General features: G+C 43.6%; 18 protein-coding genes. 10 read left to right on the forward strand and 8 right to left on the reverse strand.

Annotated features, from left to right (window positions below):
* Positions 1 to 102 precede the first annotated feature (102 nt).
* The 6 genes from ACED42_RS06275 (at position 103) to ACED42_RS06300 (ending at position 5,274) form a co-directional block, all read left to right on the forward strand.
* Positions 103 to 1,641 carry a sensor domain-containing diguanylate cyclase gene (locus ACED42_RS06275; protein ID WP_269336302.1) on the forward strand — a complete coding sequence of 513 codons (1,539 nt, stop codon included), beginning with the start codon at positions 103 to 105 and terminating at the stop codon, positions 1,639 to 1,641.
* An 87-nt stretch (positions 1,642 to 1,728) separates the two neighbouring features.
* Positions 1,729 to 2,259: a 3'-5' exonuclease gene (locus ACED42_RS06280; RefSeq protein ID WP_009847018.1), complete on the forward strand. Its 531-nt coding sequence runs from the start codon at positions 1,729 to 1,731 to the stop codon at positions 2,257 to 2,259.
* Positions 2,260 to 2,628: 369 nt separating this feature from the next.
* On the forward strand, positions 2,629 to 2,985 hold the full coding sequence (locus tag ACED42_RS06285) for an antibiotic biosynthesis monooxygenase (RefSeq protein ID WP_012604199.1): 357 nt from the start codon (positions 2,629 to 2,631) through the stop codon (positions 2,983 to 2,985).
* Between the two features lie 15 nt (positions 2,986 to 3,000).
* A complete protein-coding gene (locus tag ACED42_RS06290; RefSeq protein ID WP_017102684.1) occupies positions 3,001 to 3,696 on the forward strand; it encodes a hypothetical protein in 696 nt (231 codons plus the stop codon).
* A 418-nt stretch (positions 3,697 to 4,114) separates the two neighbouring features.
* Positions 4,115 to 4,831, forward strand: coding sequence for a transcriptional regulator (locus ACED42_RS06295; protein ID WP_371701884.1), 717 nt, complete (start codon positions 4,115 to 4,117; stop codon positions 4,829 to 4,831).
* Positions 4,832 to 4,836: 5 nt separating this feature from the next.
* Complete coding sequence (locus tag ACED42_RS06300; protein ID WP_029222865.1) at positions 4,837 to 5,274, forward strand: hypothetical protein; 438 nt, start codon at positions 4,837 to 4,839, stop codon at positions 5,272 to 5,274.
* Between the two features lie 33 nt (positions 5,275 to 5,307).
* On the opposite strand, the gene ACED42_RS06305 is transcribed toward ACED42_RS06300, so the two are convergent.
* A complete protein-coding gene (locus tag ACED42_RS06305) occupies positions 5,308 to 5,757 on the reverse strand; it encodes a TerB family tellurite resistance protein (RefSeq protein WP_009847013.1) in 450 nt (149 codons plus the stop codon).
* 901 nt (positions 5,758 to 6,658) lie between these two features.
* A complete protein-coding gene (locus tag ACED42_RS06310; protein ID WP_135385585.1) occupies positions 6,659 to 8,728 on the reverse strand; it encodes a DEAD/DEAH box helicase in 2,070 nt (689 codons plus the stop codon).
* Positions 8,729 to 9,037: 309 nt separating this feature from the next.
* Here ACED42_RS06310 and rnb point away from each other — a divergent pair, with 309 nt between their 5' ends.
* Together rnb and ACED42_RS06320 are read left to right on the forward strand one after the other, a co-directional pair.
* Entirely contained in the window at positions 9,038 to 11,044 is a 2,007-nt protein-coding gene (gene rnb, locus ACED42_RS06315; RefSeq protein ID WP_371701873.1) for an exoribonuclease II, read from the forward strand.
* A gap of 114 nt (positions 11,045 to 11,158) precedes the next feature.
* Positions 11,159 to 11,965 (forward strand): AraC family transcriptional regulator, encoded by an 807-nt coding sequence (locus ACED42_RS06320; RefSeq protein WP_017099793.1) that lies wholly within the window; start codon positions 11,159 to 11,161, stop codon positions 11,963 to 11,965.
* Between the two features lie 257 nt (positions 11,966 to 12,222).
* Here the strand turns inward: ACED42_RS06320 and ACED42_RS06325 are convergent, their stop codons facing one another.
* Positions 12,223 to 12,585 carry a DUF3024 domain-containing protein gene (locus ACED42_RS06325; protein ID WP_371701875.1) on the reverse strand — a complete coding sequence of 121 codons (363 nt, stop codon included), beginning with the start codon at positions 12,583 to 12,585 and terminating at the stop codon, positions 12,223 to 12,225.
* 253 nt (positions 12,586 to 12,838) lie between these two features.
* On the opposite strand from ACED42_RS06325, the gene ACED42_RS06330 reads away from it, so the two are divergent.
* Entirely contained in the window at positions 12,839 to 13,654 is an 816-nt protein-coding gene (locus ACED42_RS06330) for a phosphate ABC transporter substrate-binding protein (RefSeq protein ID WP_009844791.1), read from the forward strand.
* A 176-nt stretch (positions 13,655 to 13,830) separates the two neighbouring features.
* On the opposite strand, the gene ACED42_RS06335 is transcribed toward ACED42_RS06330, so the two are convergent.
* The 3 genes from ACED42_RS06335 to ACED42_RS06345 form a co-directional block, all read right to left on the reverse strand.
* On the reverse strand, positions 13,831 to 14,517 hold the full coding sequence (locus tag ACED42_RS06335) for a MaoC family dehydratase (RefSeq protein WP_009844790.1): 687 nt from the start codon (positions 14,515 to 14,517) through the stop codon (positions 13,831 to 13,833).
* 332 nt (positions 14,518 to 14,849) lie between these two features.
* Positions 14,850 to 18,002 carry an efflux RND transporter permease subunit gene (locus tag ACED42_RS06340; protein WP_371701876.1) on the reverse strand — a complete coding sequence of 1,051 codons (3,153 nt, stop codon included), beginning with the start codon at positions 18,000 to 18,002 and terminating at the stop codon, positions 14,850 to 14,852.
* An 11-nt stretch (positions 18,003 to 18,013) separates the two neighbouring features.
* Positions 18,014 to 19,150 (reverse strand): efflux RND transporter periplasmic adaptor subunit, encoded by a 1,137-nt coding sequence (locus ACED42_RS06345; RefSeq protein WP_009844788.1) that lies wholly within the window; start codon positions 19,148 to 19,150, stop codon positions 18,014 to 18,016.
* 259 nt (positions 19,151 to 19,409) lie between these two features.
* Here ACED42_RS06345 and ACED42_RS06350 point away from each other — a divergent pair, with 259 nt between their 5' ends.
* Positions 19,410 to 19,853, forward strand: a complete 444-nt coding sequence (locus ACED42_RS06350) for a dCMP deaminase family protein (RefSeq protein ID WP_004731749.1) — start codon at positions 19,410 to 19,412, stop codon at positions 19,851 to 19,853.
* A gap of 116 nt (positions 19,854 to 19,969) precedes the next feature.
* Here ACED42_RS06350 and ACED42_RS06355 read toward each other — a convergent pair whose 3' ends face one another.
* Together ACED42_RS06355 and ACED42_RS06360 are read right to left on the reverse strand one after the other, a co-directional pair.
* A complete protein-coding gene (locus tag ACED42_RS06355) occupies positions 19,970 to 20,812 on the reverse strand; it encodes a mechanosensitive ion channel family protein (protein ID WP_009844787.1) in 843 nt (280 codons plus the stop codon).
* A gap of 149 nt (positions 20,813 to 20,961) precedes the next feature.
* Positions 20,962 to 21,429 (reverse strand): DM13 domain-containing protein, encoded by a 468-nt coding sequence (locus ACED42_RS06360; protein ID WP_102351502.1) that lies wholly within the window; start codon positions 21,427 to 21,429, stop codon positions 20,962 to 20,964.
* Positions 21,430 to 21,449 lie beyond the last annotated feature (20 nt).

The following is a 21,449-nucleotide window of genomic DNA, read 5'->3' on the forward strand; positions in this document are numbered from 1 at the left end:
ACAAAATGCCCGTTTAATGTGACATTTAGGACTAAACATGAATGGAGCATTATTTCCGTCCGTTATATACTTTTCATTCAATAGAGCCTATTTGGAACCCGCATGCCCCAAACTACTGACCCACTAACAGGGTTGAAGAGACAAACTCTCCCGTTGGTCGTATTTTCGGTCAGTTTTTTGATTACTGTTTTGTGCTTTGTATTAGTCATGCTTAATCAAAAGCGTGCGCTGAATATGAATTTGGATAGTTTTGCTACTCACCAGACATTGAGCTTGGAAGCCTTTATAGATAATGATGTGGCATATATTGGGTCTGGTGCTAATTTTTTCTACGCAAATGACCCTGAAAATTGGGATAAGTTTGATCGCTTTGCTAAGCAAACCATAGATGATTCAAAGAGTTTAATTGCCTTGCAGTGGATGCAAAAAGTGCCCGCAGACGAGATAGCTGAGCACACGGCGAAAATGAAAGAAAAGTACCCATTCTTTAAGCTGTATACCATTCCTAAGAACCAAGCAAAAACCTATGGCTACATTTTGGATGGTCAGCCAGCTTTCGTTGCTAGCGATATTTTCCCCGATACAGAACCAAACAACAAAGTTCTTGGCTTTTACTCTTCTAGAGAGCGATTTGATCTCGTTCTAGATAATATTAAACAGACACGTAAGGCGAATATTTCAGACAAAGTTCGCTTGATACAAGATGGGCTAGATAAAGACACAAAAAAGAGTGGCATGCTGGTGTATCACCCTGTCTTTGAGGGAGAGAGTGACAACTTACTCGGCGTTGTAATTGGTGTGGTTCGCACCACATACTATTTTGAGAACTTGCTGGCTTCGACGGTTGGGGATATGAATGTTTATGTCCGCGTTAGTGATGTCGGTTTTGAAGCCGAAGATGCACCTGTCTTGTTCGAAACGAAAGGTTATGAGGGTGTGACTGGACAACATATCACCAAGAAAATCACACTCACTAACCGTGAATGGGTTGTCGACTTCAAGATAGACTCATGCATTTCGTTTAATGGCTACCTGGTGTTGGCCGGGATTGCCCTCGTGGGCACGACTATTTCACTGTTGCTTTCTTATATCGTTAAACTGCAAGTCCAAGAAAAAGTACGCCTGTATAAAATGATTGATGAAAGAACGGAAGAACTCCGTTTTCTTGCCAATCATGACAGCCTCACAGAGATTTATAATCGACGAGCCTTTAATAAGGTGCTCGATAAAGCGATACAAGGTGACAAGCCGTTTAGCTTGATTGGATTTGATGTCGATAAATTTAAAGGGATTAATGATCAATTTGGCCACCCGGCTGGTGATGCCTTACTGGTTCATGTAATTCAGTTGATTTCAGGCAGTTTGAAAGAGGGCGATCATGTCTTCCGTATGGGTGGAGATGAGTTTGGTATCATTTCGAGCGTCATTGAACACGACGCGCTGGCACGTTATTTAGAATGTATTTTAGATACGGTGAGCGAGTCTCACTGTGAGCATAAAGGTCAACTATTGAGTTGTACTCTAAGTATCGGTGCTACCATCCGCAGTAAAGAAGACATCGAAGAACTCCTTCAAAAAACCGATAGTATGCTTTACCTAAGTAAGTCAAATGGCCGAAATCGCGTTACAATTGCAGGCTAAATGAGCACTTGATGCAACTAGGGTCGAGTTCTGTATTGGGCTCATGTACAATTTGACAAAATTTTTGACGAGAGAATTAGGCGACGTATGAATCACAATCGAGTGGTATGTTTCGATTTGGAAATGTGCTGTTGGAGCGAAGACGGTGTGGGAACAACAGGCGAGATCATTGAAGTTGGTCTTGCTGAAATTGATCTAGCATCTGGCACTATCGTCAAGCGAGCACAATACTACGTTAAGCCAGAGAAAGACGAAGTCTCTCTGTTCTGCGCCGAGCTAACGGGCATAACACCTCGTAAAATCGAAAAGCAAGGTCGTCCATTAGAATCTGTCATCAAGTCGATGATTAAGAACTTCGGTGGACCAAAAAAAATCTATGCAGCGTGGGGACGTGACGACCTTATCTTACACAAAGAGTGTATTGAGAAAGGCATCGAACCTCCGTTCAGCGAGTTCTTGAATATCGCCACGCTTTATCGAGTTCAGAATCGATTGAAAGAAAAACGTATTGGTCACCGTGCTGCTCAAGAAGCGAAAAACATTGAGTGGGAAGGTCGTCAGCACTCTGGTTATGTTGACGCTTATAACTTGGCAAAGCTTGCGCTGACTATGTTGTAATCGTTTGTATTTCAGAGAGGCGCTTGGTTAAATACTGAAAGGTTAAACACTTAAAGTTAGCCTGAATCTTGTGAGTTATTAAAATGAAGAGCCACCTACTTATTAGGTGGTTTTTTTGTGCCTGTTATTTGAGGGTAATGACGATCCAAATTGAGGGCTATGACTATTCACGTTAAGGGCAATGACTATCCCAAGAAACCTAATTTCAACAATTGGTTTATCAATAGTGAATGGCTACATCGCTTATTTTACGAGTGAATAATATTGGTTTGAAATTTAGCTTTTTAATTAATATTAAATCGCAGGTCTCGACCTTGATTGGGGAGGGCTAGGTGGTAGCGTTAGCTCACCCAAAACAAGGAGAATAGGATGAAGAACATTATTAAGTATGGATTGGCACTGGGGGCGCTAAGCGTAAGTGCGTTGGTTTCGGCACAACCCGTTGTATTGATAAATACCTTTTCAGTCGAGCCGGCCCATGAGGCCGCTACATTAACGTATTGGGAAAATGCGCGAGACGTATTGATGAAGCAACCCGGATACCTATCGACCAAACTGCACCGCTCTTTAAGCTCGGACGCGACATACCGCTTTATCAATGTCGCTGAATGGGAGAGTAAGAAGCAATTCCATGATGCAATACAAGTGATGAGAAAAGAGCTACCACCTTTAAAAATCGAAGGGGTTTCTGCTGACCCTAACTTGTATGAAATTATTCGCGACTAATCAGGAAACCACATAATGAAAACAACTCTAGGAACCTTTTTAGCTATTTTTAGCTTTCTACTTTCAGCGACTCTTTTTTCAACCCATGCCCATGCTGCGGCATACGGTGTGTCAGTCGCTTGGAAAACCGACGATGCTCAAGCGGTATTTGAGGCGATGCCTCATCAGAAAAAAGCATTTGCTAACTTAATTGACGCTGGCTTGGTACACGATATGTTCGTATCGGAAAGCTTTATCGGAGACAAGAAATTTCCGATGATTAAGTTTGTGATTGAAGCGGACAGTGAACAGCACGTTCGAGAGTTGATTGGTAACCTACCATTCCAATTCAAAGAGCTTGTCGAGGTGACTGAAATCAGAGACATTGGTAATAAGTGGTTAAACACTGACGTCGCTTTCAAAAACTACGCAGTCGAACTCGCTTGGACAGAGCCTGAGAATCAATTCATTGTCGATGAGATTATCAGCCAAGATTTACAAATGGTTGTCGATTGGAGCGCTCAAGGCGTGATTACTTCTGCTTACTTAAAACATCAAGAAATAGCTCAAGAGAAGCCAAACCAAAAAGCGATGATCAGACCCATTTACTCAATGGCAATATTGGCTAAAAACGAAGAACAAGCTCGCGGAGTTGCCAGTCAGTTGAATGCAGTAAAGTTAGGCTTCGCTGAAGTTATGATTAGTGAACTTGGATTCAAACTGGAACTATAATTTCGCTAGAACAGAATTGTGACCTCGTTTTCAGATTGCGTAACGACGAGGTCTTAATATAGGACCATGACAAGTTTAGAGTTAAACTTGGCTATGTTCATAGGTGAGTGAGTTTTCGTGACTGGCTCACCTTGTTGTTATTTTATCTTGTTACTTGCTGAGCTTATATTTGGCTTAATTATTGACTAAACTTATTACTCTTCTTTTCCATGTATGGTTTGGTATTAGCTCGACCAAATAAACACCTTTTTGATGACCTTTTATTTATGAACGCCTCGCCGAAATGAACGCCAATAGCCCTGATAAGATCACCTTAGACGCTTCGGGTATCGAATTGAATAACAATACTCTCATTAATTCGAGCTCTAACAAGCAGGTCACCTTGTCTTCATCCGAAAGTTTGATCCTTGAACATTTGGTGATGAATAGCCCGAAAGCGATTGGCCGAGACTTCCTTCTTGAACATTGCTGGCCTGGGCGGGTGGTGACAGGAAGCTCGCTAAACGTAGCGATAAAGAACATTCGTACAGCGTTGAATGAACTGAACTGTGAGTGCAAAATTTTAACGGTTCAGAAGCAAGGGTACAGTTTTAGCAGACCTCAACAGCTTGGTGGTTATCTATCAACACCCATTTCTGCTATTCAAACTCAAGTAGCTCAAGTTAATGTTCCTAATGAAACCGTTGAGCTAGAGGTTTTTAATACTGACAGTGATCGCAGTGATCGCAGTGATCGCAGTGATGACAGTAAAAGCGAGTCTGTATTACCCCAACAACGGGAACTTCATAAACAGCGAAGGGTTAAGAGTTTTCTCACTCGTCACCAATCTCGTATCGTAGGGATGGTCGTCAGCGCGCTTCTTCTCGTGCTGTTTTATCAGTTCGTTTTTTTTATGGATAAAACGAGCTATCGTGGCATGGATGTTTATCACGACAGTTTGAATTTTGATCAAGAATTATTAACCGAACTCAATACCGTCTCAGAACTCGGTGTTGATTCGCTTTATCTGCATCGCATCGGAGTTGGGTGCCAGAATATCCAAGCCGTCGCATTGATAAACGGGCGCTGGAAAGAGATGAGTCACCAGTTTAAATCTTTGTCTTGCGATGACGATAATGACGATGAGCGAGGGTGAGTGATATGAATCGTAAGTTTTGGATGCCTATCTTACTCACGTTTTTTGTGATTCTAAATGTAGGCTTAATTTCTGGGCTCGCAACCAAAAGTACTTATAAATTTTCCGCAGAATACCCGATGGTAGGCTGGGAAAAAATATCACTTCGATTGGAAAATGGTCGAGTCAAAATGCAGTACATTGGTTACGATATCGATGGGAATATCGCTCAAACTAAGCAGATGTTTGGCGTGTTCTTGCGCTGGGGGAATCATTACTACTTTTATCAATTGGATCAAGATCAGGCCCAAGATAAGCAGACATTCAATATCAAGCACTTATACATTCAACAAACACAAGGCAAGCGCAGTGTGTTGGTATCAAATCAGCGCGGCCTTTATGTCACTAAGAAGGGCACGCCGTTAGAGCTCAAAGGCATCATGCATGGCGACCGTTTACGTTGATCCAGTCACTAAACGTGAGTATCGAGCCTTTGGTTAGCTTTTACCGATGACGTTCAGCTTAGTTTTGATAAAGTCACTGTGGTCAACGTAGAGCAGTTCTGCGGTTTTACGGATCACTGAATCTTCAAGTGGGTCAATCTCTCCATCCGCATGCGCGACTTCCCACATAGCTTTGATTAATTCTATGCGAACCGGCTGCGAAAGCTCTCGCAGTTGAGAAGTGAAATCGTACAGAGAAACAGATTGTTCAACTTGAGGCTCAGCTTGTGTTAATAAAGCTTTTGATTCTTCTTCGGTTATGTTCAGTAAACGCTGAAGTAAGTGCAGTTTGGCTTGTTGCTCTGATTCGTTGATCGCGTGGTCTGCACCAGCGACTTCGCATAACAAGCTGGCGATGGCTAAGTTAGGTGAGGCAGTGGGCGTTTTGCCTAAATCAGAGCCGTCAACTAATTGTTTAAATAACGAGGTAAGTGAGTTAAACATAAGAGCATTCCAGTTATGGTGAATATTATTACTATTGGGCCTACGGAGTGTGATCGCAAGCGTCTTTACTTAAAACTGACATTACGAAGAGGTCAGCAATAAGGAACACTTGTTTAGGGCGTGTTGACCTTTCGCGGTTAAACTTTGTTCGAGATAAAAGCGTTTTAATCGCGGCGAGGGGGAAGTAGCCTAGTCATTCTAAGCAAATCTCCCTCAACAAAGAGTAAAACGCTTTTTGCGGGGGCGCCCAGCTCGAACCCTTCGGGCAGCGTTTGCTGGTCATTTCTACTACGTTATCGGCTTCTCATGTAGACTAGCTACACATCAAAGCCTCCGCCTTGTATAAATACCCAGCAACTCGCTGCAAAAACCAGCTCGAAAGATCAACACGCCCTAATTTCTACTCGATTAAGTTAACTAGAGTGAATCGAACCAATGCACGTAATCCGCCTAGTCCCCTTCCCTTTTCTCTGCTTATCATTGCCGATAACTTTTTGCTCGATTTCTCAATTGCTCAATGTTTGCATCAAAAAGATCACAAGAGTTGGGAATAGTGAACGACGAAATCCGATCTTCTTTTAATTGCATTCGAGTACAACTCTACGAATAAATGAACTGTAACGTCGCTTAGATAGCCTTCACTCATTGTTTTAGTATCTTGTAGCACGTTATTTCAATATAGACTTAGAACGCGATACAGCTAAGTTTAAGCGCTAACATTAAATATAGGGACTAAGTTTAGTGTGAAGTAAGCTGCCGCATATATAGAACCAACCAAAGCTTAAGTTCAAATAGCAGGCACAAAAAAGCCGAGCATTATGCTCGGCTTTTAAATTCACTGTTTAAGCTATTCGTCTATAAGCACTTGGCTTGTAAGCTTCAGCTTAAAACTAAAGGTTGATTAACCTTCGCTGCGCTCTGGACGACGACCACGGTTGCCGCCATTTCCTGCTGCGTTGCCATGGCCACGTTCGCCACGGTGGTTACCACGGTGATCGCCACCACGGTTACGGTCGAAACGACGCTCGCCATCACGGCCGCCAGCTGAGTTACCATCACGTGCGCCGTCACGGTTGCCACGGTAGCCACCACGACCGCCATTGCCGCCTTCGCGATTACCGCCTTCACGGTTACCACGGTAGCCGCCGCCATCACGACCGCCACGACCGCCATCACGACCGCCACGGTTGCCATCACGACCGCCGCCGCCACGACGAGGCTCACGGAAGTCGTTGAAATCAACAACTACAGCGCCAGCTTCTTTTTGACGAATACGAAGTTTGCTTAGCTTACCAGCAGTTTCAGAGTTCATTGCTTTTGGCAGTTGAACGTAAGTAGAACCTTGGTCTAGCTTGATAGCACCGATAGAACCTTTAGTTAGGCCAAGTTCGTTTGCTAGTGCGCCAACGATGTCTTTAACCTGAACGCCTTGCTCACGGCCAACTTGTAGTTGGTACGTATCCCAATCTTGCGTATTGAAGTTACGATCGCCACGACCATTGTCACGGTCTTCACGACGCTCTTTGCGACGGTTCTTATCACGCTCAATAGCAGCGATCATTGGGTCTTCGCCAACGTAGAATAGAGGGCTCTTACCTTGCTGACGCTTAAGAAGCATTGCAGCTAGAGTAGCAGCATCAACTTCTAGAGATTCTTGTAGTGTAGAGATTAAACCTGCGAAGTTTTCTAGAGCTTTGCTCTCTTTCTCAGTTTCAAGCTCAGCACCAAGCTTAGCAACACGTGCAGCAGCAACTTCGTCACGTTGTGGAAGTTGGATTTCTTCCATTTGAGACTTAGTTACACGCTCGATTGTGCGAAGCATACGGATTTGGTTAGTGCGAACTAGTAGGATCGCTTTACCTTTACGTCCAGCACGACCAGTACGGCCAATACGGTGGATGTAAGATTCAACATCGAATGGGATGTCGTAGTTAAATACGTGAGTGATACGTGGAACATCAAGACCACGTGCTACAACGTCAGTTGCAACTAGGATATCGATAACACCTTGTTTGATGTGATCAACAGTGCGCTCACGTAGAGACTGAGGAATATCACCGTGCAGTGCAGCAGCTTTGAAGCCACGTGCAGATAGCCAATCAGCTAGACGCTCAGTGTCTTGACGAGTGCGTACGAATACGATTGACGCGTCAGTTTCTTCAGTTTCAAGAAGACGAGACATTGCTTCGTCTTTTTCTACGCCTTTAACAACCCAGTAGTTCTGCGCTACTTTGTCAACTGTGTGGTTAGTACCAGCAACGTCAACTTTAGCCGGGTTACGTAGGTAACGGTCAACAATAGTCTTAACCATTGGAGGCATAGTCGCAGAGAAAAGTACACGTTGTGCAGATTCTGGAGCTTGCTCTAGGATCCAAGTAACGTCATCTACGAAGCCCATTTTTAGCATTTCATCTGCTTCATCAAGAACAAATGTATGTGCTTCATCTAGGTGTAGACGGTCACGAGTTAGTAAGTCTTTAACACGACCTGGAGTACCAACAACAATGTGAGCACCGCGGCTTAGAGCGCGCATTTGGTCAACAATTGAAGCGCCACCGTAGATTTCAAGAACTTTAAGACCTTTGATATCACGGCCTAGGTTTTTGATTTCCGCAGCAACTTGAATCGCTAGCTCACGAGTAGGAGCCATGATGATTGCTTGTGGTTTATGTTGGTTCAGGTTGATTTTGTTAAGTAAAGGCAGAGAGAATGCTGCTGTTTTACCAGTACCAGTCTGTGCTTTACCTAGTGCGTCACGGCCTTCAAGAAGAAGAGGAATAGCTGCTGCTTGGATTGGAGTCGGAGAAACGAAACCCATGCTATCAAGAGCTGAAAGAATGTTTTCGTTTAGGGCTAATTCATTAAATTGAATTACAGATTCGGACATTGGGATCCCACTATATATAAGTAAACAAAAGGTCCCGGGAGCTCTATCAATTCCAATACTGATCCAATCAGATACTGATTCCATTCAGAGTTACGAAGCAGTAATAAAACACTTCAAGCCATTAGGGACGTCTAAGGGAGGCGGATTATTCCTTAAATGCATAAAAAAAGCCAGAAAAAATTGAAATACATCACATATTTTTCGGTTTCACATCAACACTGGCTATCATATCGTCAAAACTTGATGAATATCTCGTCACAGCACCAAACTTCTAGCAAATTGACCTAGTTAAATAAGAGGGCAATTAATTAACGCTCACTTCGCCTTTAAGTAGTAATCAAGCCTCGCAATGATTATAGTGTGCTCAATTGTCCTCGATAGATAAAAGTCAAAATGTTTCAAGATAATCCTCTACTCGCTCAACTCAAACAGCAAATCCAAGAAACCCTCCCTAAAAAGGAAGGTACAATCAAAGCCACTGAAAAAGGGTTTGGTTTTCTCGAAGTCGATAGCAAAACTAGCTTCTTCATCCCACCGCCGTACATGAAAAAATGTGTGCACGGTGACAAGGTGATTGCCATTATTCGCACTGAGAAAGAGCGCGAAGTTGCAGAGCCAGAGGAGTTGATTGAACAGGGTCTAACTCGTTTTATTGCACGAGTTAAGCTTTTCAAAGGCCGATTGAACGTTGTTCCAGATCACCCGCAACTGAAAAAACTGCAGCTTAAAGCGAAAGCAAAGAAGGGTTTGAACCCTGAAACGCTTAAAGAAGGCGACTGGGTTGTTGCTCATATCGTTCAACACCCGTTAAAAGGTGACAACGGCTTCTTAGCTCAGATCTCTGAGAAAATCACAGACGCTGACGACAACATCGCGCCTTGGTGGGTAACGCTAGCGCAAAATGACCTACCAAACAGCGAACCTGAAGGCATTGACGACTGGCAGATCAAAGACGACGCAGATCTTGAACGTATCGACATGACTCACGTCCCTTTTGTGACTATCGATGGCGAAAGCACAAAAGATATGGACGATGCGCTTTACGCTAAGAAGAAAGAGAACGGTGATTTTGAACTGACTATCGCAATTGCTGATCCTACCGCTTACATCTCTCCAGATGATGCAATGGATAAAGTGGCTCGCGAGCGTGGTTTCACTATTTACCTGCCTGGTCGTAACATCCCAATGTTGCCTCGCGATCTAGCTGACAACTTATGTTCACTCATAGAGAACGAAGTTCGCCCGGCACTTTGCTGCACAGTAACGGTATCTAAAGATGGTGTTATTGGTGATGACATTAACTTCTTCGCTGCAAACATAAAATCTCACGCTCGTCTTGCTTACGACCACGTATCAGACTGGCTAGAAACAGGTGCATCAGAGAAATGGCAACCGTCAGAAGAGATTGCTGCAATTGTTTCTGATCTTCACCAATTCGCACAAGCGCGTTCAGCATGGCGCTCAGCCAATGCTGTTGTGTTCCCAGATCGTCCTGACTACCGCTTTGAACTTAGCGAAGACAACGATGTTGTCGCTATCCACGCGGACATGCGTCGTAGCGCAAACAAGTTGGTTGAAGAGTCGATGATCAGCGCGAACATCTGTGCAGGTCGAGTATTAAAAGAGAGCTTTAATCAAGGTGTCTTTAACTGTCACTCTGGTTTTAAAGCTGAGAAAGTAGCAGACGTTCTGGAGCTGGTTAACCCAGAAGCCGAAACACCGTTCACTGAAGAGCAGATCGTTTCTCTAGAAGGTTTTGCCACTCTGCGTCGTTGGTTAGGTTCTTTAGACAACAGCTACTACGACAACCGTATTCGTAAATTCCAAGCATACAGCGAGATCAGCAATGAACCTGCGCCGCACTACGCAATGGGATTAGACATTTACGCAACTTGGACTTCTCCAATTCGTAAATACGGTGACATGATTAACCACCGCATGCTTAAAGCACACATCCTAGGTAAAGCGCCAATTCAAACACCAGACGAAACCATTGGTGATGAACTTGCCCTGCACCGCCGTCACCACGGTATGGCTGAACGTAACGTTGGCGATTGGTTGTATGCTCGTACTCTAGCGAACGCTCCAGTTGAAGAAACTCGTTTCCAAGCAGAGATTTTCGATATTAACCGCGCAGGTATGCGTGTACGCCTACTTGACAATGGTGCAGCGGCGTTTATCCCTGGCTCTCTCATTCTTGATAATAAAGAGAGAATAGAGTGCAACGGTGATATGGGTACTGTATCTATCGATAAAGAAATGGTATACAAACTGGGAGACGTTTTAGAAGTAGTTCTCTCAGAAGTTAATCAGGAAAACCGTAACTTGGTAGCAAAACCTACACAAGTTTTTGCGGACTTGCCTAGCGAGCCTGAAACGACAAATGAAACCGAAGCCTAATTTCTAATAGGTTTACTTCTAAAGGCGCTAATTATTAGCGCCTTTTTTGTAAATGTCTCATGCTTAAACAATACTTAAAAAAGCAATTAATCTACAACGCCAAAGAAGTTCACTATGCCATCAATCACGGTCACTCAATTCAGAAACTTTATTCCCAGGAAACGCGAACGCTACCCCGCCTCTAAAAACGGTATTTTTATGGTATCGAAAGGAAGCATATCTTTTATGCTGCCCAATGGCACTCAAGCCTCGTTAAAAGCTGGAGATTTCACGCTTTACAATTCTGGTCAGATTAAAGACATCACGGTCGACACTGAAAATGGTGAGTTTAGTGCTATTTGCTTAGATTTTGATTTGGCAATTTTCCAAAAGTTCATAAATCAGTTCAGTGATTTAGAATCCACTCAAACTCCAGATAAGTACATTAAGTTCAATCAAACGGATACCGAAATATGCCAATTGAAAGAGCTCATCATGTCTCTGGCCAATTCATCGACTCAGAATGATTACGCACTCACCCAACTAGGCTTAGGTTTGCTGTCTTTAATGGTTGAGCAGTATCCGGAACTATTAGCGATTATTAGCCGAATTTCTAGATTGACGGTGACACAAAAGGTCATCCATTACATTGAACAGAATATAGAAAATAATATCTCACTCGATACCCTAGCCAGCTATATGGGGATGTCACCAGCCACACTTAAACGCCGTTTATCGGCGGAAGACCTTTCGTTTTCAAACCTCTTAAAGATAAAGCGAATCGCCCACGCAGCCACACAACTAAGAACATCGAACAAATCGATTACTCAAATTGCTTATGAATCCGGGTTTAAAAGTGCGGCGCATTTTAGTACCGCCTTTAAAACCTATCACGGTAAAACACCAAAAGATTTCCGGTCTTTGGTTTCACAATCTTATTAATACCAATCGTAGTAAATCACTGATCACTTACTCACTGTGATTGGTATAACTACGCAATCTTATTGGCATAATTTGAAGTGACATCCATCATTTATAGTGATGCAGATAGTTTTAGTAACATAGATCGTTTTACTGACGCAGATAAGCTTTATTAACGTAGACTGTTTTTAGTGACTCAGATAGGTTGTAATGTGGTGAGTTAAAAAAAGTTGTTCGTTTTAGGTATCAAGCCCCTCGCAAACATCTCAACAGAATAATCACGACCAGAAGTACGATTTAGGGTCTTTTTCTATTTCAGACAAAATAGCATCAAGATCCTTCGATTGAGGTAAGTAAGGATAAGGCCCCCAATTTACTGAATCGGTTTCTACATCACCTTCTAGCGGCACCATTACCAACCAACATGACAGTGACTCATCAAAACTAACGCAGACGATCTCATTTGTGTAATCGCTATGAGATGAGTCGAGCAGATAATGAGCCTGAGAAAACAGCACACCACCCTCACACTCTTCATAAAGGGATTTGCCTAGCTCGACAGGTAAATTGCGATTTCGAGATGTACAGAGCTTCTCAGCTCCAATTAAAAGACGATTCAGTTCGATATGAATGACGGACATAACACCCCTTGTAACTTCATAGAAACTTCTAAGTAGTGAATTCCTTTATTTAGCTTAGGACTCAACCAACATTTTAGCGAACTAGCGCAAACAAAATACCCGTCCTGCTTCCAGAAACGAATCCTGTTTTTGTAAACCCAACTCGCTTTCACTCATCAAGCTAATAGCGACACATTGAGCGGATAGAATTTCACAAAATTGTCATATAACCGACCTATCATAGCCACCAAATGTTATTAACTAGGAGTTGTTTATGTTACGAGTCGCGCTTGCCTCTCTTTTATCCTTAGCCCTGTCTTCTCATGCTGCTTTTGCACAAGAAACCAATATTTCGGGCTCCACTTCGGTATCACGTGTGATGGATGTATTGGCTGAGGAGTACAACAAGACTCACCCTGATAACTATATTGCGGTTCAGGGCATCGGTTCTACAGCGGGTATTACCATGGTCAATAAAGGTGTCGCTGATATTGGTATGAGCTCACGTTACTTAACTGACCGCGAACAGGGCGAAAAATTGAAGGTATTTCCAATTGCCTTTGACGGCCTAGCCGTCGTGACTAACCGTTCAAACGGTGTAAGCAACGTTACACGTGAACAGCTATTCGATATCTACAAAGGAAAAATCACAAACTGGAAAGCCATAGGTGGTGCGGATCAACCTATCGCAGTTGTAACTCGTGAAGCTTCTTCTGGTTCACGTTACAGCTTCGAGAGCTTACTTGGTTTGACAAAAATCATTAACGACCGTCTAGTGTCTGACATCAACCCAAATAACTTGGTTGTAAACAGCAACAGCATGGTAAAAACGATTGTTAACCATAACCCACATGCGATTGGATTCATCTCTGTTGGCTCTATCGACCGTTCGATCAAAGCAATCACATTTGAAGGCGTTGAGCCGACATCTAAGAACATCGCCAACCACAGTTATGAATTGGCTCGCCCATTCTTATTGCTGCACAAAACTGAATCAGTTTCTGACGAGAGCAAAGATTTCATTAAGTTCGTGAAGTCAAAACAAGGGCAAGATCTTATCGAAGAGTACGGCTACACTCGCATCAAGTAACTACAAACGCATTAAGTAACTACACACGTATCAAGTAAGATAACGACTTTTAGTGATGTTGTTAGGATGCTGATGATATCGCCTTGATAAACAAAAACAAAAAGAGAGAGCCTTAAGCTCTCTCTTTTTTTGAATCTATAATCTTCGCTAAAAGCAATTCTACTTATAAAAAAGCTCTAGAAGTGAAGTTGAATCACCGAAACAATCACAGCACCAGGACGACGGATGCCTTCGATCTCTACGCGGATTTCGCGTTCAATCTCTAGGCCTTTCTTAATTGGCGTTACTTTTGTTAGCGTACTTTTAGCGCGAACGTTACTGCCCGATTTTACAGGGTATGGGAAACGTACTTGGTTAAGACCAATGTTTACAACCATCTTCGCCGTTGGGAATTGAGATTTGTCAGGATCAACACTGTCTGTCAGTCGAGGAAGCAGAGACAAAGTCAGAAAACCATGTGCAATGGTTGTTTTGAACGGAGAATCTGTTTCAGCCTTAGAAGGCTCTGTATGAATCCACTGCATATCTTCAGTAACGAGGCCAAACTGGTTGATTCTGTCTTGGCTTACATTGATCCAATCACCAGTATGGATCACTTCACCGATCTGCTGTTCAAGCTCATCAAATACAAGTTGTGCTTCTGGCTTAAGTACGATCTGTGGTTCAACAGGCATCTCTGGCGCATCTTCATTGACAGCAGGTTTGTGGTGATCACGAACCCACGCAAAGAAATGACTATTTTGCGTGCGATTCAGAAAGTCTCCCCAGTAATCTCTAAGAGCTGGAGACATCCATTGCATAAACTCTGAGTGTTGCGAAGACACGCTGTCGCCTCGGTGTTTAAATAAATCAATGACTTTCATAAGAACCTCAATGCACAAAATATTTCAATATAACTTGGTAATTTTGAAACACTTCACACTATTGTGCAAATACTTTCGAGCATACAAGTGTTAGCCGAACACTTATATATCCAACAAAAACAACAACCTAAGAATAAAACACCATTTTATTGGAGAGCTTTAATTGGAGTATTAACTCTACCTTATAATAAACATTTCATTATATAAACAGATTCTTTATTCACAAGTGGAATAAAAAAGGCTTAGCACAATGCTAAGCCTTCGTTTTTACAAGAAATTAATTACCAAGGAGAAACCTTGTAAAGAGCTCATCCTACAAGACACTAACTTCTCTATTCATCGTCCAGTGGAATCAACTTGGTATTGCCACCGTGTGCCTTCTCACGCTTACGTTGCACGAATGCATAGAAGCCAGGGATTAGGAACGTACCCGCTAACAACACACATAGCAGGCCACCAATCAGAGAAATACCCAATGAGTTTTGACTCACGTGACCAGCACCCGCAGCGAAGATAAGCGGGAATATACCTAAAATGAATGACCAAGACGTCATGTTCACAGCACGAAAACGCAGCGTACCGCCCTTCACCGCCGCATCTTCAATCGGTGCGTCTTTCTCTTCACGCTCAACCTTTGCGAATTCCACAATCAAGATTGCGTTCTTCGCGGCCAAAGCTATCAAGAGAACCAAACCAATTTGTGCATAGAGATTCAGCGGTGTGCCTGTCAGGTTCAGCGCCAAGAAAGAACCTAAGGTTGCAACCGGTACCACTAAAATAATCGCTATAGGAATTGTCCAACTCTCGTATTGAGCCACCATAAACAGGTAGATAAAGATCAAAGCAAGTGCAAAAGCAAAGATCGCTTGGTTACCGGCTAGTACTTCTTGGTAAGCCATGCCTGTCCATTCGTACTGATAACCCTGCGGCAGTACATCAGCCGCAACACGTTCCATTGCAGCAATCGCATCACCGCTTGAGTAACCCGGTGCTGGTTGGCCTTGAATCACCGCACTACGGTACATGTTGTAACGCCATGCTACGTCCGGCTCGAAGATCTGGTCGTAAGTCACCAATGTGCTTAACGGGATCATCTCGCCATTAGACGAACGTACGTGGAATCGTTGTAGGTCATCCATGCTGCTACGGTGTTCACTGTCTGCTTGCATGGTCACGCGGAAATTCTTACCAAACATGGTGAAGTCATTCACGTACATTGACCCAAGATTGCCTTGTAGCGTTTGGAATATTTCCGATAGGGGAATGCCTAGCTGTTGCGCTTTCTCACGGTCAATATCGACATAGTAGTGAGGTACATTGGCGCGGAAGGTACTGAAGGTATGTGAAATCTCAGGCTGTTTGTTTGCCTCAGCAATCACGTCATTCATTACCATCGCCAGATCAGTGCGGCTACGACCTAATGTATCTTCGAGAACAAACTCAAAACCAGACGCAGCACCCATGCCCGGTACAGCAGGAGGTCCCATTGCAAATACAATCGCCTGAGGCAGTTCTGTTGCCGCTCGGCCATTAATACGTTGTGAGATAGCTTGCGCTGAATGTTGACCGTCCAGTGCGTTACGCATGTCCCAATCGTGGAGCTTGATGAACATCGACGCACCATTCGAAGCTGAAGCGCCCGTCATGAATGCATAGCCGTTAACCAGTGTCACACCATCTACGCCCGGCTCTTGCTCAACCATCTCTAGTAACTGCTCTGTCACATCTTCTGTACGAGACAGCGATGCCGCGTCAGGAAGCTGCACGTTAACCAGCAAGATGCCTTTATCTTCTTGAGGTACGAAAGCCGTAGACGTGGTTTTCGCGAAGTAAGTTACCGCTGCTAGTGCCACAACAAAGAAGGTAAACAGCAGAACACCCTTTTTCACAAGGAAGCCTGCAATTTGACCATATTTGTTGGTTACTGATTCAAGACCACGGTTAAACGCTTGGTACCAACGTGCTGTGTTACCACCGCCCTGCTTAAGAACCAATGAACACAATGCTGGTGACAGCGTTAGAGCGTTAATAGAAGAGATCACAACCGCAATACAGATGGTCAGAGCGAACTGACGATACATGATGCCGGTAATACCTGGCAGCATCGCTACTGGGATGAATACCGCTAACAGAACCAAGGTTGAGGTAACAATTGGACCCGTTACTTCTTTCATTGCGATAAGCGTTGCTTTTCGCGGTGAAATGGTAGGATCTTTAGCCATCGTGGTATCTACGTTCTCGATAACCAAGATCGCATCATCTACTACGATACCAATCGCCAAAATCAAACCAAACAGGGTTACTGTGTTGATGGTAAAGCCGGTCATCTGCATGACCGCAAAAGTACCAATCAAAGATACCGGAATCGCAACCACAGGAATCAAGGTTGCACGGGCGCTGCCCAAGAACAAGTACGTTACTGCGATAACCAGCAAAATTGCTTCGATGAGTGTTTTAACTACACCTTTAATCGACTCAGCAACGAAGAGTGTAGTGTCGTAACTCGCCTCGTAAGCAACGCCTTCAGGGAAGTTTTTTCTTAGGTTGTCGAGCATCGCCATGACTGCTTTACCACTTTCCAGCGCATTAGCGTCTGACTGAAGTGACAGCGTTACGATTGAAGCGTCTTGACCACGGTATTTACCGTTACCATCGTAGAACTTTTTACCTAGCTCAACACGTGCAACGTCTTTTAAATAAACCGTTGAACCGTCTTGATTTGCACGAAGCACTACATTTTCAAATTCATCAGCCGTTTCTAATCGGCCTTTTGTTACCAAGTTGAATTGCACTTCTTGCGCGTTGTTATAAGGCGCTGCTCCAATACGGCCAGCTGCGACTTGAACGTTCTGCTCCGCCAACGCGCGATTCACATCAGAGGTAGTTATATTGAGGTTAGCCATTTTTTCAGGATCTAACCAAACACGCATCGCGTATTCACCACCACCCAACACGTTAACTTCACTGATGCCCTTTACACGAGCTAATTGGTCTTTAATGTTTAAGTTCACGTAGTTGATCAGGAATTGGTCGTTGTACTCTCCGTTCGGCGAGTAGAAGTTCAAGACCATCAGCAAGTCAGGAGAACGCTTCTTGACCGTTACACCCACCATTCTTACTTCTTGTGGAAGTTTCGATTCGATCTGAGCAACCCGGTTCTGAACGTTGACCTGAGCCATATCAGCATCAGTACCGACATCAAAGGTCACGTTAAGGTTGTATGAACCATCATTAGCACTTTTAGAAGACATGTAGATCATATCTTCTACGCCATTCACCGATGTCTCTATGGGGTCGGCTATCGCCTGTTCCACCACTTCAGCACTCGCACCCGTGTAGAATGCCGACACACTGACCGATGGTGGGCTAATTTTTGGATATTCGGCCACTGGTAAGATAGCGAGAGAGATCGCACCCGCCAGCGTTAATATTATGGATATGACAAGGGCAAACTTAGGCCTTTGAATAAAGAAACGACTTAACATAAATAGCCCCCTTACTCAGCTTGTTCAGCAGAAGCTTGAATACGAACAGACATACCATTACGTACACGTTGTAGGCCTTGAGTGATCACTGCGTCGTTCTTCTCTAGACCAGAATGAACGATCACACCACCTTCAACTTGTCGCCCCATCTCAATGTTTCTGCGCTCAGCAACGGGTGCGGCTTCACCTTCAACCAATACCATCACAAAGTCACCTTCTAGGTCGGTTTGAACTGCACGACGCGGAATAGTCACAACATCAATAGATTGCTTTTCACGTAGATCAACGCGAACGTGTTGGCCTGGAAGTAATTGCTGGTTCGGGTTATCAGCAATTGCGCGCATCGCGATCGTACCAGTATTGAGGTTGATACGGTTACCCAAGAAATCAAGCTGACCTAGATGTTCGAACGCTTCACCATTCTCAAGCATGATCTGAACTTCAACACCTGCAGAATCGCTGCTGCCGTCGCCTTCGATACGATCCATACCCAGCTCAATACGCTCACGCTCACTGATGCTGAACGATGCATGGATTGGATCTAGGCTAACCAAAGTAGTCAGTACACCTGAAGACGGTGAAACCAAATCACCCGTGCTCACTTTGGTGTCACTGATTCGTCCAGAGAAAGGCGCAATAATTTTGGTATGAGAAAGCTGGACATTGGCTGCATTGAGTTGTGCTTGACTTGCTTCAAGCTGTGCCTGAGAACCCAATAAGTTTGCTGTCAATGCATCAAATTCCGATTGAGAAATACTCCCCTTAGGGAGAAGGTTCTTACCTCGGTTAAAATCAAGCTCGGCTTTTTTAAGGTTCGCGTTCGCTTGAGCAACAGACGCTTTTGCGCTTGCTACTTCAGCTTCAAATGAAGAGGGTTCAATGGAGTACAGTAATTGGCCCTTTTCGACCATTTGACCTTCATTGAAATGACGGCTTTGTAGATAGCCAGAAACCTGCGCTGTGATAGCCGTGTCTTCAACGGCTTCAATACGACCGATGTACGACTTACTTTGCTGGTGAGAAACAACGCTAACATCCTGTACTGCTACGAGAGGTAGAGGCGCTTGCTTGGCATTTTGAGCATCTTGCCCACATCCAGCAAGAATAAGAGAGCTTGCAAGAGCCGTAAGGATCAACTTTTTACGCATGGTTATACCGTCACTTGTTAGTATTTGAACAGTATAAAATTTACGTAACACACCCGTTACTATTGTCCGAGGAATATCAATTATAACGAACCAAAGTGTATCAATATGTTAATTGAAACTAAGTGCTTATAAAGTAATTACAAACGCGTTACAATTTCTAAGTAAATCAACCTCTCAGCTTTTGTTCTCTATGGATATTGTCTAACATCATGTATTGTCAGACAGATAAGCATTCACATTTAATTGTTAAGGAATTCTCATGATTTCAAAATGGGCTAAACGTTTCTATCAAATGGCGGAATTGGTCGGTTCTTGGAGTAAAGATCCTTCAACTCAAGTCGGCGCCGTCATCACTAAGCACAACCGTATTGTTTCAGTTGGCTTTAATGGCTACCCACATGGCGTGTCTGATAGTGCGGATACTGACGATCGCGAGATGAAATACCTCAAGACACTTCACGCTGAAGAAAATGCAATCTTGTTTGCTAAACGTGATTTAGACAGTTGTGAAGTTTGGGTCACTCACTTCCCTTGTCCGAACTGTGCAGCAAAAATCATCCAAACGGGAATTTCAGCGGTACATTGCCCAGAGCAAAGTGAAGATTTCCTTTCTCGCTGGGGAGATAAGATCAAGATAAGCCAAGATATGTTTGAGCAAGCTGGTGTAGAAGTAGACTGGTTGCCACTCGCTGACCTAGATTAATCTCTAACGCTAGGTCTCAAAGTCTAAGTCTAGATCTCAAATACAAAAAAGCCGAGAGTCGATATTATCGCTCTCGGCTTTCTTTTTATTCGGACTTGTTAGCTTCCAGCATCGTATTAGTCACTTGAGGGAAATGCCAACGCGTAAGCTTCCATGAAATCTTTACGGATATCCTGTTCAAGGTGAATCGCTTTCTCTGTCGGGCAGAAGATCATAAAATGGACTTCTTGCTCACCCGTTGAGCTGCTCGTGATATGAATATGCGGTTCAGAGCCAGGAAGGTCAACGCCAGCGTGCTTCTCAATCACACCATTGTAACGACGGGCAACATCGATAAACTCTTCACAATGCTCTTCAATTTTCACGATAAGACCCGGCACCATAGGGTATAGGTTTACAAAGTCTTTCACCGTCACAAAAAAGTTATGATAAACATAGCGCTTCATGAAGTTGAGGTTCTTTACCGGATAAGTGAAGAACATGCTATTAGGCAGCGTGGCTGTCTTGCCAGTGAAGTGATATTGCCCATGATACAAATCGATTTCTTGAATCACAGTCGCCATCAAGTTGTGCTCAATCACCTCACCGCTGATTTTGCCCACTTCAATCCAATCACCAATTCGAAATGAGCGAGAACTCGCACGCTGAATAGAGCCAGTAAAACAGAGGATGATCTCTTTTGAAGCCACGACTATCGCAACCGCAATAGCGGTAACAGACAGCGCAAATTCGCTGATTTCGGATTTCCACAACACGAATAACGTCACAACAATAATCGCGAATGTGCCATTTTTGGTACGTGACATCCAGTTACGTTGGTCTTCACTAAGAAAAGCGACATCACCACGGATTCGAGACAAAGTGATTCGTCGGATTATTAATATAATGCAGATGATCAGCACACTAAAAATAAACTTATTAGCGAGTAAGAAATCTATTACTTGCCACATCTTTTCCATCATTTATTCCTTTGTATTACAACAATTAAGCTTTATAACGACGAGCATTAAAACGATGAGCTTTACAGCGACTGACTCAATCCAATAAACGCATTATAAAAAGCGCTCAAAAATAGAGCGCTCCTTTTCATGATTAATAGGTAAGGCTATCATTTTATCTTGGCAGAAGTAATAAATTGGCCAAAAGTTTCACACCAAATCACAACCGTATTAAATCGATTAAGATCAGTACCTTCTGGGAGGTTAACCATAAATCGGTCGAATGTTTTCACATCTCCGACTCTCAGTAACTCGTTCTTGCTGTCATTGAAAGCTTGCTCGGTTTCAATAAACTTGGGTGATAGGTAAACCTTATAATCAGGCCCCGGCGCCAATTCACCTTCAAAAGCTATCGCACTTTCAGAGACAGAGACGATGCCTTCTCCCCAATGCAAAAAGTCACTGTCTTGTCGATCTTTGGTGAACTCACCTGTATAGATCGCCTGCTGACTGATCGCTTCAACAGAACTTGAGGAAGGAGAATCAGGCTCAATCAAGATAGGTAGTGCATAGACACCCAGCCCAAAACCAAAAGCACCCACGGCTAAGTGGGTGCAAAGTAAAACTAACTTTTTCATCGCGTACTCCCTTATGCTTA

This window comes from Vibrio sp. FF145 (assembly GCF_041439075.1).
GTDB classification, from domain to species: Bacteria; Pseudomonadota; Gammaproteobacteria; order Enterobacterales; family Vibrionaceae; genus Vibrio; species Vibrio tasmaniensis_A.

Excerpts from the sequence above, each read along its gene's own strand:
- rnb (WP_371701873.1), top strand. The coding sequence starts at position 9,038 with ATGTTTCAAGATAATCCTCTACTCGCTCAACTCAAACAGCAAATCCAA.
- ACED42_RS06275 (WP_269336302.1), top strand. The coding sequence starts at position 103 with ATGCCCCAAACTACTGACCCACTAACAGGGTTGAAGAGACAAACTCTC.
- ACED42_RS06335 (WP_009844790.1), bottom strand. The coding sequence starts at position 14,517 with ATGAAAGTCATTGATTTATTTAAACACCGAGGCGACAGCGTGTCTTCG.
- ACED42_RS06320 (WP_017099793.1), top strand. The coding sequence starts at position 11,159 with ATGCCATCAATCACGGTCACTCAATTCAGAAACTTTATTCCCAGGAAA.
- ACED42_RS06280 (WP_009847018.1), top strand. The coding sequence starts at position 1,729 with ATGAATCACAATCGAGTGGTATGTTTCGATTTGGAAATGTGCTGTTGG.
- ACED42_RS06310 (WP_135385585.1), bottom strand. The coding sequence starts at position 8,728 with ATGGAATCAGTATCTGATTGGATCAGTATTGGAATTGATAGAGCTCCC.
- ACED42_RS06360 (WP_102351502.1), bottom strand. The coding sequence starts at position 21,429 with ATGAAAAAGTTAGTTTTACTTTGCACCCACTTAGCCGTGGGTGCTTTT.
- ACED42_RS06345 (WP_009844788.1), bottom strand. The coding sequence starts at position 19,150 with ATGCGTAAAAAGTTGATCCTTACGGCTCTTGCAAGCTCTCTTATTCTT.
- ACED42_RS06340 (WP_371701876.1), bottom strand. The coding sequence starts at position 18,002 with ATGTTAAGTCGTTTCTTTATTCAAAGGCCTAAGTTTGCCCTTGTCATA.
- ACED42_RS06300 (WP_029222865.1), top strand. The coding sequence starts at position 4,837 with ATGAATCGTAAGTTTTGGATGCCTATCTTACTCACGTTTTTTGTGATT.
- ACED42_RS06290 (WP_017102684.1), top strand. The coding sequence starts at position 3,001 with ATGAAAACAACTCTAGGAACCTTTTTAGCTATTTTTAGCTTTCTACTT.
- ACED42_RS06305 (WP_009847013.1), bottom strand. The coding sequence starts at position 5,757 with ATGTTTAACTCACTTACCTCGTTATTTAAACAATTAGTTGACGGCTCT.
- ACED42_RS06355 (WP_009844787.1), bottom strand. The coding sequence starts at position 20,812 with ATGGAAAAGATGTGGCAAGTAATAGATTTCTTACTCGCTAATAAGTTT.
- ACED42_RS06330 (WP_009844791.1), top strand. The coding sequence starts at position 12,839 with ATGTTACGAGTCGCGCTTGCCTCTCTTTTATCCTTAGCCCTGTCTTCT.
- ACED42_RS06325 (WP_371701875.1), bottom strand. The coding sequence starts at position 12,585 with ATGTCCGTCATTCATATCGAACTGAATCGTCTTTTAATTGGAGCTGAG.
- ACED42_RS06350 (WP_004731749.1), top strand. The coding sequence starts at position 19,410 with ATGATTTCAAAATGGGCTAAACGTTTCTATCAAATGGCGGAATTGGTC.
- ACED42_RS06285 (WP_012604199.1), top strand. The coding sequence starts at position 2,629 with ATGAAGAACATTATTAAGTATGGATTGGCACTGGGGGCGCTAAGCGTA.